The sequence below is a fragment of the Paraeggerthella hongkongensis genome, from assembly GCF_003726035.1.
Lineage (GTDB): Bacteria > Actinomycetota > Coriobacteriia > Coriobacteriales > Eggerthellaceae > Paraeggerthella > Paraeggerthella hongkongensis.
In genome coordinates, this window is sequence record NZ_QICD01000039.1 from 1 (window position 1) to 16,948 (window position 16,948).

Sequence of the window (16,948 nt, forward strand, 5' to 3'; positions counted from 1 at the left end):
CGTTCAAGTCAGATGGCGGAAGAGCATCCTACGAGACCATCCGCGATCGCCGCAAAAGGCTCGGGCTGGCAGCCTGAGCAGTCCAAGAATCCTGCCGCACCCCCAAACTCGTCCGTTTTGACAGCGGCTTCCTGTTCCGCGGCGCTTACGTTGCGGAACCTGCTTTGGGTTCGGTAATCAGAAGCATGAGCTTCACGGTGAACCCGTGTGCAGGCTCGCTTTCCAGGGAAAGCGAGCCGCCGTGCGCTCGGACGATACGATCTGCAAGTGCAAGCCCCAAGCCGTGCTCTTCTCCGTACGATCCCGCCGCGCTTCGCGCCGTGCGCGAGCGTGCCAGGCGCGCTTCGAGGGCCGCCAGCTCGTCGCGCGTCACGCCCGCGCCGTCGTCGGCAATACGGATGACGGCGCAGTTCGCCTCCCTGTTCAAAAGCGCAAGCGATACGCGTATGCGGCAGCCTGCTTCGTTGTGCAGCCGCGCGTTGGCCAGGGCGTTTTCCACTACGCGCGTCAGCAAGCGCTCGTCGCCGAGAACCATCGCGTCGGCTGCGCGTTCGTCTACGTGCAAGCCTACCGGGTGCGCGTCGTCGAGCTGGGCGTTCATGTGCGCGGCGATGACGGTGCGCAGAAGCTTCGAAAGGCGTACGCGCTCCAGGTTGAGCGGTTGGGCGGCGTAGTCCAAAAGCGATGCGGTGTTGAGGTCGGTGACCAGGTCCTTGATCCTCAGGCCCTGCGCGCGTATGATGCGTGCCCTTGCGCGCGCATCGTCCGGCGCTTCCTCGTCCTGCGCGATGCCGTCGGCATATCCCAGGATCATCGAAAGCGGCGTGCGGATGTCGTGCGACACGCCGCGTATCCAGTTCGCCCGCGCGGCGTCTTTTTGCTCGATGAGCGCCGACGTCTCGGTGATCTGCCGTCCGATTCCCTGCAGGTCGCCCTTGAGGTCCACCTGGGCCGATTTTCCTTCTGACAGCTTGTCGAGCGCGTCTGCTATGGGGCCGACGGCGTTTTGGGTTCGCCGGCGGGACAGGGCGTACAGCAAGAACAGGATGCCGACGTCCACTGCGAATATGGTCAGGATGTACAGCGGAAGGTTGCGCATCGTCGAAACGGGATAGGTGAGCGACATCGTCCAGAACTCGCCCTTCGGCAGGCCTACGATCAACAGGCCGTCGCTTCGATCCCAGAAGAACGCGGGGTAGTCGGCGATGGCTGCGTAGTGCGATGCTATCGCGATGTCGTTCAGGGAGTACGAGCGGGGAACGTCCGCGGGCAGGTTCTGGGACCAGATCGTCGTGCCGCTCTCGTCGACGAGCAGGCCCCAAGCGCCTTTGCTCGCCAACTGCAGCGACGCCTCTTCTTCAAGCGAGAACGTGCCATCGTCCGTGCGTGCAAGCTGCTCGTCCACTGTGCGCACGAGCGATGCCGGCGATCCGGTGTTGAAGTTGGCGTTCGATTCTTGAAAGACGATGACGATGTACAGCGCCAGGTCGACCACGATGACAAGCAGCGCGCAGGCTACGAAGAGAAGCAGCTGCTTTGTGAAGAATCGCGCGAACCCCTCGGGGCGCGGGCGTCGGCGTTCGTGTTTCGAGGCAGCCATGCTCAGCGCTTCACCAGCTTGTACCCAAGGCCGCGCACCGTCACCAGCGAAGCGGGCGCGGACGGGTCCGCTTCGATCTTCTCGCGCAGTCGGCGAATGTGGGCCATGAGCGAGTTGTCGTAGCCGAAGGACGTTCCCCAGCATGCTTCGCAGAGCGCGTCGATGGTGATGATGCGGCCGGCGTTGCGCGCAAGCACGCTCAGGATCTCGTGCTCTTTGGCGGTGAGCTGGACGGTCGTTCCGTCGGCTCGCTCGACTTCGGCCGTCGTGAGGTTCACGCGACTTGCCGCAAGCTCGAGCACCGGGCTTTCCGCGGCGTAGCATCGACGCAATAGGGCTGCGATGCGCAGGACCAGCTCCTGGGGAAGAAACGGCTTCGTGACGTAGTCGTCGGCCCCCAGCGACAGGCCGTTCACGCGGTCGAAGGGCTCGTCTTTGGCCGAAAGGAACAGCGCGGGCGTGGATGCGTGGGCGGGGCGCTCCCGAATGCGCGCAAGCAGGTCGAACCCGCTCATGCCCGGCATCATGATGTCGAGGACGAACAGCTGGCAGGCGGTGTCGGGCGACGTTGCGCGCGCGTCGATGATGCGCAGCGCCTCGCTTGCGCAATGAGCCGTTTCCACGGCGCGGAATCCCGCCCTGCGCAAGATGGCGGCAACCATGCTGGCCAATTCCTGCTCGTCGTCGACAAGCAGGATCCGCTTGTCGTGCAGGGCGTCTCCTGCGATTCCGAATTCGTGGGCAAAGCTCACGGCGGCTCCTTCCTCTTCTTGCCCAGTATCCCATAAACCCTTCGAGACGGGACGGTTTCCTTCGCTCTTGTAAGGCAGTCGCAAGGCAATGCAAGGAACCTGCAAGGAGCGGGAAGGGAGGGCGTAAGGCGGGGCGGGTATCGTGGTTTTCGCTCATGAACGCATTGAAAACCGAAGGAGTGGAAAGCCATGCCAGCAGAACACGCTGCATTTCAACCGACGCCTCTCGTGGTCGAGGTCCGCAACGCGAGCAAACGTTACGGCGGTCAGAAAGGAAAACGTTCGGACGCCAATGTCACGCAGGCGCTCGACCGCGTTAGCTTCGCCGTGTCGCGCGGAGAGTTCGTGGGCATCATGGGGCCGAGCGGCTCGGGCAAGTCCACGCTGCTGAACTGCGTGGCCACCATCGATGCCCCTACCAGCGGTCACATCGTGGTGAACGGGCGCGACGTGGGATCGCTGCACGGCGGGGAGCTCGCTCGGTTTCGCCGCAACGACCTGGGTTTCATCTTCCAGGATTCCAACTTGCTGGATACGCTGACCGCGTTCGAGAACATCGCTTTGGCTTTGACGATCCAGAAGGCGCCTGCGCGGCAGATCGAGGCCCGCGTGCGACAGGCGGCTGCCGTGCTCGGCGTTGACGACGTGCTTGCCAAGTACCCCTACCAGCTGTCCGGCGGCCAGAAGCAGCGCGTGGCGGCGGCGCGCGCCACCGTGGGCGACCCCAGCTTGATTCTGGCCGACGAGCCTACGGGGTCGCTCGATTCGAAGTCGGCTCGGCAGCTTCTGGAGTCGCTCGAGCGCTTGAACCGATCGGGGTCAACCATTCTGATGGTTACGCACGACTCCCTTTCGGCAAGCTACTGCTCGCGCATCGTGCTCATCAAGGACGGATCGTTGTTCGGCGAGCTGCATCGGAAGGCATCCACGCGCGCCGCGTTTTACCGCAGCATCGTGGACATCGTCGCCTCCATGGGCGGCGATGGACAGCATTTCGATTCCGCAGACGAGGAGGCTTCCCATGTTGGTTAAGCTTGCCCTGGGAAACGTGCGCAAGTCGGTTCGCGATTTCGGGGTGTACTTCCTTACCGTGCTGCTGGGCGTGGCCGTGTTCTACGCGTTCAACTCGATGTCGGCCCAGCGCGGGGTGCTGGCGTTCTCGGAATCCGGGAATGCGATGTTCGAGCTTCTGGGCATGGTTATTTCAGGGGCGTCGGTGCTGGTCGCGTTCGTTCTGGTGTTTCTGGTGGTGTACGCGAACCGGTTTCTCATCAAGCGCCGCAAACGGGAATTCGGCTTGTGCCTGGCGTTGGGCATGAGCACGTCGGACGTGGTGGGGATCGTGCTTTTGGAGTCGCTTGCCGCGGGCGCGGCGTCCCTTGCGGCCGGCCTTGCCCTGGGCGTGGCGATCTCGCAGCTTTTGCTGCAGCTCACGTCGCTTATGTTCCAAGCCGATGTGGCCGGCTCCGCAGGGTTTTCCTTCGTGTTCTCCGTCGACGCCTTCATCCAGGCTATTGCGGTGTTCGGGGCTGTTTTCGTTCTTGCGGCGCTGCTGAACGCGCGCTCGGTGTCGCGTACGCGGCTTGTCGACCTTATGAAGGCGGAAAGCGTGCACGAGGAGATGAAGCTGCGCAGCCTGCCGCTGTCGCTTGCGCTGTTCGCGGTGTCGCTCGTCATTATCGGGATATCGTACAAGCTGTTGATCGAAAACGGTCTGCTGGAGCCGTCCCCTGAATTCGCGGCGGCCGCGGTCCTGGTGTGCGTGGGCACCGTGCTGTTCTTCTACGCGTTGGCGGGATTCCTGCTGAAGCTCGTGCAGATGATCCGCCCGCTGTACTTGCGGGGGCTCAACATGTTCGCGCTGCGCCAGCTGGGAGCCAAGGTCAACACGACGTTCGCTTCGCTTTCCGTCGTGTGCCTGGTGCTGTTCTTGGCTATCACCAGCGTGTGCGGCGGCGTGGGCATACGCAACGCCGTGGAGGACGGCCTGGCGAAGGGCACGGCGTACAGTGCCAGCGCCGTGAGCGTCTTCGGTTCGTATCGCGCCGATACCGGCTACGTGGCCGATGCGGCGATCGAGCCGTACGCGCAGTACGCGGCAGCGAAGGGCTTCGATATGGCGGCGGGCCTGCGCGACAGTGCGAAGGCGCTGGGCGCGGGGGACTTGGACGCTCTTGTTCAAGGGACGGCGCAGGTCGACCAATGCGTGGACCCGTCCGATGCGACCACCGTGGCCGACGTGGAGCGGGCGAGCGGCTTGTCGCTCAAGGATACAGCCGGCGCGTCGATCAATGCCCAGTACGGGATGTTTCCCGTATACGTGAGCAAGCTTTCCCAGGTGAACGAGGCTTTAGCGCTGGCCGGCAAGGCGCCGCTGCAGCTGGGGGTGGGGGAGTGCGCCCTCGTGAGCGATTCCAGCATCACGGCCGAGTTCTACCGGGGCGTCGTCGAGCGCGGAACGGACGTTCCCGTGGGCGACCGACTGCTTCGTGCGGCGGTGTTTTCGGGGGAATCCCTCATGACCACTTCGTTTCCCACGAACACGGGGACCGTCGTCGTGAACGACGATGAGGTTCCGGCGCAGGCCGTGATCGTTCAAACGCTGCTGAACATGCAGTGCGCAACCGACGAGGACGAGCAGGGCCTCAAAGTCTTGCTGGCCGCCGTGTCGCAGACGGACAACGTCGATACGTGGCCTTTGTCGCTGTCGCTCACACGGTCCGAGGTTGTCGACCAAAGCGTCAGCCTGTCCGCCGTGGTGGCCTTCCTTGCCATCTACTTGGGATTCGTGCTCGTTGTCGCGTGCGCCGCCATTCTGGCCATCCAGCAGCTTTCCGAGGCCTCCGACAACGCGCGCCGCTACGGTTTGTGCATCAAGTTGGGAGCTTCTTCGAAGATGGTCGACGGGGCGCTGCTCGTGCAGGTGCTCGTGTACTTCTTGTTCCCGCTGCTGCTAGCGGTGGCTCATTCGGCATGCGCGCTCGTCGTGGTGTCGGACGTGGTGGCGGTGTTCGGGCATTTGGACATCGGCGCGATGGCGCTTACGTGCGCCGGTGCGTTTTTGGTCGTCTACGGTGCGTACTTCGTTGTGACGTATCTGGGCGCGCGTCGTTTGATCCGGGAATAGCGGAAGCGCCGTGCGCGGAATTCTTTCTGCGCACGGCGCTGGTTTGCGTCCTTTGCGAAGGTGGGGAAGAGGGCATGAAAAAAGCCCCTGAACGGGGCTTATCATTCAAATGGTGGACCGTGTAGGATTCGAACCTACGACCTTGGGATTAAGAGTCCCCTGCTCTACCAACTAAGCTAACGGTCCTTATTGCGTCTCGCTTTCTTGCGAAGCGGTTTGCTATTTTAGAGCATCCCGTTCGATCGTGCAAGACCCTTTTTTCAAAAACTTGCGCTGGGGTGGATGATGGGACTCGAACCCACGACCTCCAGAGCCACAATCTGGCGTTCTAGCCGACTGAACTACACCCACCAAGGCGCAAGGAGGAAGTATACGGATTTCGTCCTTGGAATGCAAGAGGGATATGGACAAATTGTATCTGAATATTCGAAATTTGTTTCCGACGTGCGGTTTTAGAGTACTATGAGCGCAACATCGAACGCCGAGACGGCATGCATACGCGAATGAGCCGTTGCTGTACGGCGTTGCGGAAGGGGCATCGAGCCCGTTCCTTACCATCAAGGAGTACTTATGGATATAAAGCCATCGTCTGAAAAACGATTCGCATTGCTCATCGATGCCGACAACGTGTCGGCGAAGTACATCAAGCCCATTACCGACGAGCTGTCGAAATACGGCGCGGTCACCTACAAGCGCATTTACGGTGACTGGACGCTCACGCTTCATTCGAAGTGGAAGGACGCCCTTCTAGAGAACTCGATCACGCCTATTCAGCAGTTCGGGTACACGCAGGGCAAGAACGCCACCGACTCGGCCATGATCATCGACGCGATGGACATCCTGTACACGCGCTCGGTGGAGGGGTTCTGCATCGTGTCGAGCGACAGCGACTTCACGCGCCTGGCCAGTCGTATCCGCGAGAGCGGGCTGACGGTGATCGGCATGGGGGAGAAGAAGACCCCCACGGCTTTTCGCAAGGCGTGCGACATCTTCACCACGCTCGAGCTTTTGCTGGGGGATTCGAACGGCAAGGGCGGCAAGGGCAAAGGCCATCGCGACCAGGGCAATTCTCAAGGCGGACAGAATACGGGCCCCTCGATCGAGGAGATCGAGCAGGCCGTGGTCAACATCATCACCGACAACCAGAACAACGGGAAGTCGACCGGCGTGGGCGAGGTGGGAAGCCGTCTGCTCAAGCGCTATCCCGACTTCGACGTGCGCAGTTACGGCACCAATCAGCTGACGAAGCTTCTGGGTGAATTCGGCAGCGTTCAGATAATCAAAGACGGCAGTTCGGTTGCCATCGAGCTGACGGAGGCCAAAGAAGCTTCGAAGCCTGCGGAGAAGGATGAGGCGAGCGAGCCGGCTCGCAAGCCGTCCCGATCGGCGGGCAAGTCCGCGCATAAGCCCGTTTCGGGTGATCGCGGGAACGACCCCGAAGCCGCTTCGGCCTCCAATGCGAGCGAGCAAGGTTCCGAAGCTGCGGGCAAGCCGGAAATCGAGACTGCGAGCGAACCTGTTGCCAAGCCCGTTCGACGCTCCCTGCGCCGCCGCAGGGGCGTTGAAGGCGCTCAGCCCAAGGAGGCGTCGGATCCGCCGTCCTCGAGCGACGAGACGCCCGTTTCCGCGGATGAGGCGGCACCCGCTTCGGAGAGTGCTCTCGCAGCTGAGAGCGTGCCTGAAGCGGCGGGAGCGGCCGGCGCCGAAACCCCGGATGCTTCTCCGGACCGGTCCGCGCAGGGCGCGCGCAAGCCCGTGCGCCGCGGAAGGCGCGGGGGCGCCAAGCGCTCGCGACCGGCCGGCGACGGCGCGACGGGACAGCAGCCTTCGCAGCAGGCCGCAAACGAGGGTGCGCCTTCGCAGCAGGCCGCTGCGACGCCGGATGCCGAGCGGCCCGCGTCGAGCGCTCCCGCTTCGCGCCCCGCGTCCAATCCCGACCGGTTCGTTCGCCAGCTTGTTCGAGACGCCGGCGTCGAAGGGGTGGCGGTGTCCGAGCTGTCCAAGCGCGTTCGCGCCAAGTACCGCGATTTCAAGGTGCGGGATTTGGGCTATTCGCAGTTCCGGTCCTACGTCGCCGATCTGGACGACATCGAGATCGAGAAGAACGGCAAGGACTTCTTCGCTCGTCTGGCCGAGTAGGCGCGCGAGATCAAGACGGCTTCCTTGGGTGCTCTTCTGGGATCTGGCTGAAAGCAGAAGGCCCCGCCTCCCGATTGCGACGGGGAGGCGGGGCCTTCGTGGTTGCGCGGTGCCGCCGAAGCGGGCGCTAGGCCATCTCGTTTTCGCTGAACTCGTCGGCGCCGAAGGTGATCTCCTTGCCCTGCTTGCGCCACTGGCGGTACTCGGCGGTGGCGGTGAACAGTACGTCGGAGGAGGAGTTGAGCGCGGTCTCGCAGGAGTCCTGCACCACGCCGATGATGAAGCCGATGCCCACGACCTGCATGGCAATGTCGTTGCTGATGCCGAACAGCGAGCATGCCAGCGGGATGAGCAGAAGCGATCCGCCGGCAACGCCCGACGCGCCGCATGCGGAAACGGCGGACAGCACGCTCAGGATGACGGCGGTGGGAAGATCGATGGAGATGCCCATGGTGTGAGCCGCCATCATGGCCATGACCGAGATGGTGACGGCGGCGCCGGCCATGTTGATGGTGGCACCTAGCGGAATGGATACCGAATAGTTGTCTTTGTCCAGACCGAGCTTGCGGCACAGCTCCATGTTGACCGGGATGTTCGCGGCCGAGCTGCGGGTGAAGAACGCCGTGAGGCCGCTGTCCTTCAGGCAGCGGAACACCAGCGGGTAGGGGTTCTGGCGGATGCCCCAAAACGCCATGAGGGGATTCGTGACCAAGGCTATGAACAGCATGCAGCCCACCAGGACAAGCAGCAGCTGGCCGTACTCGGTGAAGATCTCGAGGCCGTTTGCGCTCACGGAGGTGTACACCAGGCCCAGGATGCCGAAGGGCGCGAGCGAGATGATCCAGCGCACAACCTGCGACACGGCGTCGGATATGCTGGTGAACACGTCTTTGGTGCCCTGGGTTGCCGCGCGCAGCGCGATGCCCAGCAGCACGGCCCAGGTGAGGATGCCGATATAGTTCGCGTTGATAAGCGCGTCAACCGGGTTGGACACGATGTTCGTGACAAGGGTTCCCAGCACTTCGCCCACGCCGGTGGGCGAGCTCTGATCGACCGTAGGGGCCGAAAGCGTCAGTTCGACGGGGAACAGGAAGCTTGCGATTACGGCTACGAACGCTGCGATGAACGTGCCGACCACGTACAGCACCACGACCGTTTTCATGGATCCGGCCGCTTTCGCGTTTGCGAGCGCGCTGATTACCAAGAAGAACACGAGGATGGGGGCAACGGCTTTCAGGGCAGATACGAACAGCGTGCCCAAGATCTCGAACGCCTCGATGCCCGGCGCGAACACGCCGAGCGCGGCGCCGATGACAAGGCCTACCAAGATGCGTTTGATCAGGCTGATGGAGTTCCACGCCCGCCCGATCTTCTTAATCGTTTCCATCGTGAACGGATTCCTTTCCCCGGCGAACGGCTAAGCGCAACGCGGTCGCTCGCGTCCTATGTATGCACTTGGGGGGAGGGTGCCCAGGGCAGCCTCCCCCCAAGTGGTGCGGGCGAAAGGACTTGAACCTTCACGAGTTTCCCCACCAGAACCTAAATCTGGCGCGTCTGCCAATTCCGCCACGCCCGCACGACGTTGCGCGTGCGAAGAACGCACGCCGAACATAATAGCAAAAAAGCGCACCGATGGAACCAGGGACTGCGGGGATGTTTTACGCGAGGAATCGTCCTAGGAGAAATCCGGCGATCACGCACAGTGCGGCGAAAAGGGCGGACAGGCCGATAAGCCGGGATTCTCGTTTGTGAGCGCGCTGCTTCTCCACCTCTTCTTGGTGCTTGGCGGGGAAGTAGGAGTAGCCGTCGGAGGTGATGCACACCACGGCGCCGCGACGCTCGTCGGTTTTGCGGGAAAGCGCGCCGCGTTCGAGAAGCTCCACTTGCAGATCGTCGTCGGGACGGTAGGGGAACGCGCAGCGGTACACGAGATCGCCGTTGACGGTGCACGTCGAGCGTTCGTAGTCGATCAGGCGCTCGAGCTCGCGTTCTTGCAAAAGGTTGAGATCGATGGTGGGCATGGGACCTCCGCTGCTGCGTTTAAGATTCGTTTCCCGATCATGATACCGTGACCCGTTCGGCAATGATAGCGTGAAACGCAACCGTAACCTTCGCCGGTCTTGGCTGCCGGTCGAGGACAGCCGTAGGGCGATTCTGTCGCAAAACTGCGGCTGGCATCGCCGTGCGCCGCGCCGCTTCATGCGCTTGCCGGCAAGCTTCTCAGGCGAATCTTATGGGCGCGTCGCGAACGAGCGGTAGGTAGGTTCTTCGTGAACCTGTTTCAAGCGCTCTTCCTCAACGGCTCCATATATGCGATAATTCCGTTTCGGTGTGCTCGGTACACGGTTTCGATCGATGAACGGCCGGTCGAGGGCGCCAGGGCAAGCACGCCGAAAGCCGCATAGGCGACATAAGAATGATGGAGGATAGTTACGTGGAAACAAAAGTTGAGGCATTGCAGGATAACCGCACGAAAGTGACCGTTACCGTTGATGCTAAGGATGTCGACGCCCGCATCAAGAAGACCTACAAGGACTTCGCCAACAAGTACAATTTCCCCGGATTCCGCAAGGGCAAGGCCCCGCGTCCGGTTATCGACAACGCTCTGGGCAAGGAAGCCGTCCGTGCGACGGTGACCGACGACGTGGTCAACGGTTCCTATCCTCTCGCCATCGACGATTGCGATCTGTACCCCATCGCCAAGCCTGAGTTCGAGGATACGGACCTGGTGGAGAGCGGCAAGGACTACACGTTCTCCTTCACGATCGCCGTCAAGCCCGAGTTCGAGCTGTCCGGCTACGAGCCGGTTGCCATCGAGCTTCCTGCCGAAGGCGTGACCGAACAGGAGATCGACGATCAGGTCGAGGCTCTGTGCGAGCACTACTACACGTACGAGGACGCTGCCGCCGCCACGAAGGTGAAGGAAGACAGCTACATCGATCTGGCTATGAAGGCTACCGACGACAAGGGCGAGGACATCCCCTCCCTCATCACGGAGAACCGTCCCTACGGTCTGGGCGCGGGCCTGTTCCCGGCTGAGTTCGACGAGCAGCTGGTGGGCCTGAAGAAGGGCCAGACCGCAACGTTCACGCTCGACATGCCGGCCGACGCCCCCATCATGCTGTCCGCGCTGCAGGGCAAGACCGAGAAGATCAACTTCGAGGTCGAGGTCAAAGTCGTCAAGAAGAAGATCATGCCGGAAGTGAACGACGAGTGGGTCAAGGAGACGCTGGGCTTCGAGGGCGTGGAGGATCTGCGCACCCGCATCGCCGAGACCGTGACGCAGCAGAAGGCCGACCTCATGCCGCGCCTGAAGGAAAACGCATGCCTCAACGCGATCTCCGAGCGCCTCGAGGGCGAAGTCCCCGCAGGAATGGTCGAAGAGAACGAAGCAAGCCTGATCCAGGACTTCTTCCAGCAGATGCAGGCGCAGGGCATGACCTTCGACGTGTACCTTATGCAGCAGGGCCTTACGCCCGACCAGTTCAAGGCCGACGTGAAGCAGCAGGCTTCCGACATGGCCAAGCAGGATCTGGCGCTTGACGCATGGGCTCGCCATGCCGGCATGAGCGTTTCTGACGAGGAAGTTACCGATGAGTTCGTGAAGAGCGGCGTGGAGAACCCCGAGGCCCTGCAGGCCGAGTGGCGCGCGAACGGCCAGCTGCACATGGTGCGCCAGGGCGTCCTGCGCACGAAGGCCGTCAAGGACCTTATGGACACCGCCGTGGTGACCGAGCTCGACCTGTCCAAGAAGGACGAGGGCAAGAAGCCGGCCAAGAAGGCTGCCGCCAAGAAGAAGGCTGCGCCGAAGAAGGCCGCCGAAAAGAAGGAAGAGGCCGTCGAGGTCAAGGCTGACGACGCCGAATAGCATCGAACGTGCCTCGGCCCGTCCGTATTGCGCGCTTTTTGCGTGCACATCGGGCGGGCCGAGGTGACGATACGGTACCCTAGCCTTGCACTACGATACGGCATGTGCATACAGCACTATCTGCAAGCAGGGCCGCCGAGCGGCCGTAAGAGATAAGCGAGGCATACGCATATGAGCATCATCACCCCTAAATCAGCGCTGATTCCCTACGTCATCGAGCAGTCGCCGCGCGGCGAGCGCAGCTACGACATCTACTCTCGCCTGCTCAACGAGCGCATCATCTTTTTGGGAGAGGCCATCGACGACAACGTGGCGAACTCCGTGGTTGCGCAGCTGCTGCATCTTGAGAGCGCCGATCCCGACAAGGACATCTCCCTGTACATCAACTCTCCCGGCGGCTCCGTGACGGCGGGCTTGGCCATCTTGGATACGATGGACTTCATCAAGTGCGATGTGTCCACCATCTGCCTGGGCGAGTGCGCTTCCATGGGCGCCGTGCTGCTGTCCAACGGCGCGAAGGGCAAGCGCCTGTGCCTGCCGAACTCCATGGTGCTCATCCACCAGCCGTCCGGCGGCGCGCAGGGCCAGCAGACCGAGATCGCCATCGTTGCGGACTTCATGCTGAAGACCCGCAACCGCCTGAACAAGATCTTGGCGGACAACACGGGCCAAACGCTCGAAACCATCCAGAAGGACACGGAGCGCGACAACTACATGACGGCGGAAGAGGCGGTTGCATACGGTCTGGTCGACCGCATAACCACGTCGCGTGCCGCGGTTCCCGGCTCCAACGAGTAGAGAAGCGAACAGAATACATGAACGACAGACGCGACGACGAATTCGACGGTCGGAGTCCTGAAGACATTGCATGCGCCTTCTGCGGAAAACGCCCGCACCAGGTGGCTGCGATGATCTCGGGCCCGAACGGCATTTACATTTGCGATGAGTGCATTTCCGTGTGCGCCGACGCCATGATGCGCGACTTGGGCTTGACGGTCCCCGGCTTCGAGGCCGAGGGATCGGATCCGGCGTCCCGAGCGGCGTCGGGGCGCCATGCCCGCGTAGGCGCGCAGGGCGAGCCCGTCGCGGCTGAGCCTGCGCCCGAGGACGTGCTGGCCGACCTGCCGACCCCGCATCAGCTGTACGCCGAGCTTTCGGAGCACGTGGTAGGGCAGGAGCAGGCGAAGCGCGCCTTGTCCGTGGCGGTGTACAACCACTACAAGCGCATCAGCTTGGGCGCCGACGCCGAAGACGGCGATGTCGAGCTTGCAAAGAGCAACATCATGCTTCTGGGTCCCACCGGTTCGGGCAAGACGCTGTTGGCGCAGACGCTGGCCCGCACGCTGCGCGTGCCGTTCGCCATCGCGGACGCCACCACGCTGACCGAGGCCGGCTACGTGGGCGAGGACGTGGAGAACATTCTGCTCAAGCTCATCACCTCGGCCGACTTCGACATTCCGCGTGCCGAGATCGGCATCATCTACATCGACGAGATCGACAAGGTGGCGCGCAAAGCCGAGAACCTGTCCATTACGCGCGACGTGTCGGGCGAGGGCGTGCAGCAGGCGCTGTTGAAGATCGTGGAGGGCACGGAGGCGAGCGTTCCGCCCCAGGGCGGCCGCAAGCATCCTCAGCAGGAGCTCATTCACATCGACACCACGAACATCCTGTTCATCCTGGGCGGTGCGTTCGTCGGTCTGGCTGACATCATCGCCGAACGCGTGGGCAAGAAGGGCCTGGGCTTCAACGCCGAGCTGCCCGAGAGCAAGAAGAAGGCCGAAGCCGAGCTTTTGGCTCAGGTGCTGCCCGAAGACCTGAACAAGTACGGCATGATTCCCGAGTTCGTGGGACGTATACCGGTGGTCACGTCGCTTTCGGAGCTTTCCGAGGAAGACCTCGTGCGCATTCTCACCGAGCCGAAGAACGCTCTGGTGAAGCAGTACACGAAGATGTTCGAGTTCGAGGAGTCGGAGTTGACGTTCGAGCCCGAGGCCCTGCGCGCCATCGCGCACGAGGCCGTCGAGCACGGCACGGGCGCGCGCGGCTTGCGTTCGATCTGCGAACGCGTGCTGCAGGACGTGATGTACGATCTTCCCGAGCAGGACGGGCTTTCCCGCGTGACCATCCAGGCCACGGATATTACAGGGGAGACGAAGCCCCAGATTGAGGCGGTCGAGGACGCGGAGCAGCTGCAGAGCGCTTAGCGCCGGACGGTATAAGTAGGTACGAGCGGGCGGATCGCGAATGGGCGGCGCGCCCGCTTTCGGTTTGAGAGACGCGAGGATGAGGGAGCCGACATGGCTGATAACGGAAAGAAGATCGACTACGATTTCGCCGCGCACGAGCGTCCGCTGTTCGAGGCGTGGAAAGATGCCGGCTACTTCCAGCGCGGCGAAGGCTTCGGCGCCAAGAAAGGCCAGCCGTACACCATCGTGATTCCGCCGCCGAACATCACGGGCGTGCTGCACATGGGCCATGCGTTGAACGACACCATCCAGGATACGTGCATTCGCCGCGCGCGTATGCAGGGACGTCCCACGCGTTGGATCCTGGGAACCGACCATGCGGGCATCTCCACGCAGACCAAGGTGGACAAGAGGCTTGCCGACCAGGGCATCAGCCGTTTGGAGATCGGGCGCGAGGCGTTCATCGAGGCATGCTATGACTGGTACAAGGAATACGGCACCACCATCGTAAACCAGGTCAAGGGCATGGGCTGCTCGTGCGATTACGACGACGAGCACTTCACGTTGGAGCCGGGTTACGTGAAGGCCGTGCGCAAGCTGTTCGTTGATTGGTACAACGACGACCTGATTTACAAAGGCAAGCGCATCGTGAACTGGTGCCCGCATTGCACTACGGCTATCGCAGACGACGAGGCCGAGTACGTGGACGAAGCCGGCCATCTGTGGTACTTGCGCTATCCCTTGACGCAGCCGGAAGGCGATCTGGAGTACTTGGTGGTGGCTACGTCCCGCCCCGAAACCATGCTGGGCGATACGGGCGTGGCGGTGAATCCGAAGGACGAGCGCTTCGCCCATCTGGCGGGCAAGACGGTGACGCTGCCGCTCGTGGGTCGCGAGATCCCCATCTTCGCCGACTGGCACGTGGACATGGAGTTCGGCACGGGCTGCGTGAAGACCACGCCCTCGCACGACCCGAACGACTGGGCCATGGGCGAGCGCAACGGTCTTGAGCGCATCAACATCTTCGACGAGACTGCGCACGTGGTCGAGGGCTACGGCCGGTTCAGCGGCATGGATCGCGACGAGGCTCGCGAGGCTATCGTGGCTGCGTTCGAGGATCTGGGCCTGCTTGAAAAGGTGGAGGACCACGACCATTCCGTCATGACCTGCTACCGCTGCCATACGAAGCTGGAGCCGTGGGAGTCCGAGCAGTGGTTCGTGGCCGTGGACGGCCTCAAGAAGGATGCGGCACGCGTGGTGGAGGACGGTTCCATCCAGTTCCATCCCGAGCGCTGGAAGCAGGTGTACCTGGATTGGCTGGCCAACCTCAAGGATTGGTGCATTTCGCGCCAGCTGTGGTGGGGCCATCGCATTCCCATGTTCTATTGCGACGCGTGCGGATGGGAGGGCGCTTCGGTCGAAGATGTGGACGCGTGCCCCGTATGCGGTGCCCCCGTGCGCCAAGACGAGGACGTGCTGGACACGTGGTTCAGCTCGCAGCTGTGGCCGTTTGCCACGATGGGCTGGACCGAAGAGGGCATGGACGCCCCGCAGATGAAGACGGCGTACCCGACGCAGGTGCTGTCCACGGCCCGCGATATCATGGGCCTGTGGGTGGCGCGCATGGTGATGGCTTCGATGTACTGCTGCGACGAGATCCCGTTCGAGCACGTCATCATCCACCCGACCGTTATGGCGGCCGACGGCAAGCCTATGTCGAAGAGTCGCGGCAACGGCGTCGACCCGCTGCGCCTGATGGAAGATTACGGTGCTGACGGCATGCGCTTCGGCCTGCTCATGCAGGTGACGGGCGCTCAGGACCTCAAGTTCAACGAGGCGAAGCTGGAAAGCAGCCGCAACTTCGCGAACAAGATCCGCAACGCCGCCCGCTTCGTGCAGATGAACCTGGACGATTACGTCCCCGGCGATCCCGATCCCGTGACGCCGGTTGATCGCTGGATCTTCTCGCGCCTGGCCGGTTTGGTGGCGCGTTTGGACAAGGCGTACGGCGCTTTCGAATTCGGCGAGATCACGCGCGAGCTGTACTCGTTCTTCTGGAACGAGTTCTGCGACTGGTACATCGAGTTCTCGAAGGCGCGCTTGAACGGCTCGCCTGAGGACCGCGCAGCTTGCCAGCGCAACCTGGTGTTCGTGCTTGACCAGGCGCTGCGCTTGCTGCATCCCATCATGCCGTTTGTGACCGAGGAAATTTACCAGCAGCTGCCGATCGATCGCAGCGATGCGCCGTACCTCATCGGCGCGGCTTGGCCCGACGCGCAGGCCCTTGCGCAGTACGTGGATGCCGATGCCGAGCGCGCCATCCAGATGGTGACGGAGACGGTTTCGGCCATTCGTTCCACGCGCGCCCGTTACGGCATTTCGCCGAAGACCGAGCTTGCCGTAGTTGTGAAGGCGGGGGAGGCCGACGTGGCTTTGCTGGAGGCGCAGCGCGGTTTGATCGAGGGCATGGGTACGACGGCTTCTCTGGAGATCGCGGCCGATGCGAGCAAGCCGGCCGAATCGAGCGTGACGTTGGCACCGGGTCTTGAGGTGTACATCGTATTGTCCGGGTTGGTTGACTTCGGCGCCGAGCGCGAGCGTCTGGAAAAGGAGCGCGCTAAGCTGGCTGCCGATGCGGCCAAGTTGGACAAGAAGCTTTCTAATCCGGGCTTCTTGGCGAAGGCTGCTCCTGAGATCGTGGAAAAAGACCGGGCCAAGCATGCTGAGATGACCGACAAGCTGGCTCGTGTGGAAGCGCAGTTGGTCGAGTTGGGATAAGCGTTCTCGGTGTAAGCTCGATATTGTGCAATTGGGCCGCCCTGCTTGTGCGGGGCGGCTTTTTTCATGATTGGTGGCGAGGCTTCGCGTGTTTTGGATGATGTTGCCCGAACCGTGCATTGATGGCATTGACGGCGGCGGGGATCGTGGATTCGCCTGCTCGATGCTTGAACTTGCAGTTAGCTTTCGCGTATACTACGTTGCGAGCCGTAGGGAGCGCTAACTCCCCACGGCTCTCGAATCGCTTCGGCGGTTTGGCTTTTTGGGTTATGTTTCAAAAAGTGTGTCCGATCCAATTATTCACTGCCTGTAATTCGTAGGCATGTGAAACTCCTCCCAGACGATGCCTGAGCCGTACCTGTCGGGTGTGTCCTCACCTTTGCCAGCATCTTTCGATGCACTCGAAAACAACCCATCTATGTCATCGTCAGTGGGCATAATGCGTACGATTTCAGAAGCAGGAAGCGGGTTTTCAGACTTCATGTAACACCACCAAAA

At 62.2% G+C, this 16,948-nt stretch carries 11 protein-coding genes, 3 tRNA genes and 1 pseudogene; 7 read left to right on the plus strand and 8 right to left on the minus strand.

Annotated elements, in window-relative coordinates:
- Positions 1 to 145: 145 nt before the first annotated feature.
- Both DMP08_RS11830 and DMP08_RS11835 read right to left on the minus strand, forming a co-directional pair.
- Positions 146 to 1,600 (minus strand): sensor histidine kinase, encoded by a 1,455-nt coding sequence (locus DMP08_RS11830; RefSeq protein WP_123193086.1) that lies wholly within the window; start codon positions 1,598 to 1,600, stop codon positions 146 to 148.
- Positions 1,601 to 1,602: 2 nt separating this feature from the next.
- Positions 1,603 to 2,352: a response regulator transcription factor gene (locus DMP08_RS11835; protein ID WP_280176560.1), complete on the minus strand. Its 750-nt coding sequence runs from the start codon at positions 2,350 to 2,352 to the stop codon at positions 1,603 to 1,605.
- A gap of 189 nt (positions 2,353 to 2,541) precedes the next feature.
- Between DMP08_RS11835 and DMP08_RS11840 the strand changes: the two genes are divergently transcribed.
- Both DMP08_RS11840 and DMP08_RS11845 read left to right on the plus strand, forming a co-directional pair.
- Positions 2,542 to 3,384 carry an ABC transporter ATP-binding protein gene (locus DMP08_RS11840; RefSeq protein ID WP_123193088.1) on the plus strand — a complete coding sequence of 281 codons (843 nt, stop codon included), beginning with the start codon at positions 2,542 to 2,544 and terminating at the stop codon, positions 3,382 to 3,384.
- The gene (locus DMP08_RS11845; RefSeq protein ID WP_123193089.1) at positions 3,374 to 5,479 is read left to right on the plus strand and encodes an FtsX-like permease family protein; all 2,106 of its coding nucleotides are present in this window, start codon (positions 3,374 to 3,376) and stop codon (positions 5,477 to 5,479) included. The genes DMP08_RS11840 and DMP08_RS11845 overlap by 11 nt, the downstream gene beginning before the upstream one ends.
- 110 nt (positions 5,480 to 5,589) lie before the next feature.
- Here DMP08_RS11845 and DMP08_RS11850 read toward each other — a convergent pair.
- Positions 5,590 to 5,665, minus strand: a tRNA-Lys gene (locus DMP08_RS11850).
- An 88-nt stretch (positions 5,666 to 5,753) separates the two neighbouring features.
- Positions 5,754 to 5,830: transfer RNA gene (locus DMP08_RS11855), tRNA-His, on the minus strand.
- Between the two features lie 219 nt (positions 5,831 to 6,049).
- On the opposite strand from DMP08_RS11855, the gene DMP08_RS11860 reads away from it, so the two are divergent.
- Positions 6,050 to 7,618: an NYN domain-containing protein gene (locus DMP08_RS11860; protein ID WP_123193090.1), complete on the plus strand. Its 1,569-nt coding sequence runs from the start codon at positions 6,050 to 6,052 to the stop codon at positions 7,616 to 7,618.
- Positions 7,619 to 7,745: 127 nt separating this feature from the next.
- On the opposite strand, the gene sstT is transcribed toward DMP08_RS11860, so the two are convergent.
- The 3 genes from sstT to DMP08_RS11875 form a co-directional block, all read right to left on the minus strand.
- Positions 7,746 to 9,005, minus strand: coding sequence for a serine/threonine transporter SstT (sstT, locus tag DMP08_RS11865; protein WP_123193091.1), 1,260 nt, complete (start codon positions 9,003 to 9,005; stop codon positions 7,746 to 7,748).
- Positions 9,006 to 9,109: 104 nt separating this feature from the next.
- A tRNA-Leu gene (locus tag DMP08_RS11870) sits at positions 9,110 to 9,194 on the minus strand.
- An 82-nt stretch (positions 9,195 to 9,276) separates the two neighbouring features.
- The gene (locus tag DMP08_RS11875; protein ID WP_123193092.1) at positions 9,277 to 9,639 is read right to left on the minus strand and encodes a hypothetical protein; all 363 of its coding nucleotides are present in this window, start codon (positions 9,637 to 9,639) and stop codon (positions 9,277 to 9,279) included.
- A gap of 413 nt (positions 9,640 to 10,052) precedes the next feature.
- On the opposite strand from DMP08_RS11875, the gene tig reads away from it, so the two are divergent.
- The 4 genes from tig (at position 10,053) to DMP08_RS11895 (ending at position 16,450) form a co-directional block, all read left to right on the plus strand.
- Entirely contained in the window at positions 10,053 to 11,486 is a 1,434-nt protein-coding gene (gene tig, locus DMP08_RS11880; RefSeq protein WP_244596976.1) for a trigger factor, read from the plus strand.
- A 171-nt stretch (positions 11,487 to 11,657) separates the two neighbouring features.
- The gene (locus DMP08_RS11885; protein ID WP_114567971.1) at positions 11,658 to 12,284 is read left to right on the plus strand and encodes an ATP-dependent Clp protease proteolytic subunit; all 627 of its coding nucleotides are present in this window, start codon (positions 11,658 to 11,660) and stop codon (positions 12,282 to 12,284) included.
- A gap of 17 nt (positions 12,285 to 12,301) precedes the next feature.
- Positions 12,302 to 13,690: an ATP-dependent Clp protease ATP-binding subunit ClpX gene (clpX, locus tag DMP08_RS11890; protein WP_123193094.1), complete on the plus strand. Its 1,389-nt coding sequence runs from the start codon at positions 12,302 to 12,304 to the stop codon at positions 13,688 to 13,690.
- 93 nt (positions 13,691 to 13,783) lie between these two features.
- The gene (locus DMP08_RS11895) at positions 13,784 to 16,450 is read left to right on the plus strand and encodes a valine--tRNA ligase (RefSeq protein ID WP_123193095.1); all 2,667 of its coding nucleotides are present in this window, start codon (positions 13,784 to 13,786) and stop codon (positions 16,448 to 16,450) included.
- A gap of 300 nt (positions 16,451 to 16,750) precedes the next feature.
- Here the strand turns inward: DMP08_RS11895 and DMP08_RS12550 are convergent.
- Positions 16,751 to 16,948: pseudogene (locus tag DMP08_RS12550) on the minus strand (IS256-like element ISSlgl1 family transposase); the annotation flags it as partial.

Excerpts from the sequence above, each read along its gene's own strand:
- DMP08_RS11830 (WP_123193086.1), bottom strand. The coding sequence starts at position 1,600 with ATGGCTGCCTCGAAACACGAACGCCGACGCCCGCGCCCCGAGGGGTTC.
- DMP08_RS11840 (WP_123193088.1), top strand. The coding sequence starts at position 2,542 with ATGCCAGCAGAACACGCTGCATTTCAACCGACGCCTCTCGTGGTCGAG.
- DMP08_RS11845 (WP_123193089.1), top strand. The coding sequence starts at position 3,374 with ATGTTGGTTAAGCTTGCCCTGGGAAACGTGCGCAAGTCGGTTCGCGAT.
- DMP08_RS11860 (WP_123193090.1), top strand. The coding sequence starts at position 6,050 with ATGGATATAAAGCCATCGTCTGAAAAACGATTCGCATTGCTCATCGAT.
- sstT (WP_123193091.1), bottom strand. The coding sequence starts at position 9,005 with ATGGAAACGATTAAGAAGATCGGGCGGGCGTGGAACTCCATCAGCCTG.
- DMP08_RS11875 (WP_123193092.1), bottom strand. The coding sequence starts at position 9,639 with ATGCCCACCATCGATCTCAACCTTTTGCAAGAACGCGAGCTCGAGCGC.
- DMP08_RS11885 (WP_114567971.1), top strand. The coding sequence starts at position 11,658 with ATGAGCATCATCACCCCTAAATCAGCGCTGATTCCCTACGTCATCGAG.
- clpX (WP_123193094.1), top strand. The coding sequence starts at position 12,302 with ATGAACGACAGACGCGACGACGAATTCGACGGTCGGAGTCCTGAAGAC.
- DMP08_RS11895 (WP_123193095.1), top strand. The coding sequence starts at position 13,784 with ATGGCTGATAACGGAAAGAAGATCGACTACGATTTCGCCGCGCACGAG.